This is a genomic window from Methylobacterium sp. ap11, assembly GCF_900110515.1.
Lineage (GTDB): Bacteria > Pseudomonadota > Alphaproteobacteria > Rhizobiales > Beijerinckiaceae > Methylobacterium > Methylobacterium ajmalii.
In genome coordinates this window covers 1-1,202 of the sequence record NZ_FOEB01000055.1, presented here as the reverse complement: position 1 = coordinate 1,202, position 1,202 = coordinate 1, and the positions used below count along the sequence as shown (strand labels likewise).

Genomic DNA, 1,202 nt, shown 5'->3' with positions numbered 1-1,202 from the left:
GCTACGAACACCGCGCCGACATCTACGAGGCCTTCACGTTCCTGCAGGACAGCCTCATCACCCTCCGCCAGGTCCAGCGGTTCTGTTAGGCGCTCTAAGCTGTCCCTCGCGGCGCGCAAGGCGAAAGCTCGGTTCCAAGCGTTTTCCAGACATTCGATTGCTTGACAGGGTTTTTGGACATCGGCTGTTGAGGGCTGAAGCGCCGATCCGGGTTGGTATCGGCCTACGGTCCCTTGACCGAACATGTTTGAGAAGGAACAAACGCTGAACTTCGAGGCAGGTGGCACCGCGCGCGTGTCGCCAACAGGGGATGCGGTTTCAGCTCCACGCCCATGCGTAAGATCATCCACATCGACATGGACGCGTTCTATGCCTCCGTCGAGCAGCGCGACGACCCAAGCTTGCGGGATCGGCCGCTGGCGGTGGGCGGCTCGCGCGAGCGCGGCGTCGTGATGGCGGCGAGTTACGAGGCACGGCGCTTCGGTGTCCGCTCGGCCATGCCGTCGGCCACCGCGCGCCGGCTCTGCCCCAACCTCGTGTTCGTGCGGCCCCGCTTCGATGCCTATAAGGCCGTTTCGTCCGAGATCCGTGCCGTGTTCGAGGAGCACACGCCCGTTATCGAGCCGGTGGCGCTCGACGAGGCGTACCTCGACGTCACTGAGAACCTGAAGGGCCTGCCGACCGCGACTGAGGTCGCGAGGGACATCCGCGCCACGATCCTCGCTCGAACTGGGCTCGTCGCTTCGGCGGGCGTGTCCTACAACAAGTTTTTGGCCAAGGTTGCTTCTGACCATAGGAAGCCCGACGCGCTGTTCGTCATCACACCGGCGATGGGGCCGAGCTTCGTCGAGGCTCTACCCATCGGCCAGTTTCGCGGCGTCGGACCGGCGACCGAAGCGAAGATGCGGCGCCTGGGTATTCAGACCGGCGCCGATCTCAAAGCACGCTCACTCGACGAGTTGCGGGCGGCCTTCGGCAGCGCGGGCGACTACTATTACCAAGTGGCGCGTGGCATCGACGAGCGGCCGGTGCGGGCGCACCGCGAGCGCAAATCGATCGGCGCAGAAACGACGTTCTCGCAGGATACGAGCGAGTACGCGGTGCTCGCCGACTTCCTTTTACCCACATCCATGGTCAAGCTTGGAGCGTTGCGGGATCGGCCTTACCGGTGATTGGTTGAGAAGCACCTGAACCCTTGGAAG

Annotated in this window: 2 pseudogenes; both read left to right on the top strand. The window is 63.8% G+C overall.

Annotated features, from left to right (window positions below):
• Positions 1-89: pseudogene (locus BMX97_RS32625) on the top strand (IS5/IS1182 family transposase); the annotation flags it as partial.
• Positions 90-332: 243 nt separating this feature from the next.
• A pseudogene (dinB, locus tag BMX97_RS31835) lies at positions 333-1,109 on the top strand (DNA polymerase IV); the annotation flags it as partial.
• Between the last annotated feature and the right edge of the window lie 93 nt (positions 1,110-1,202).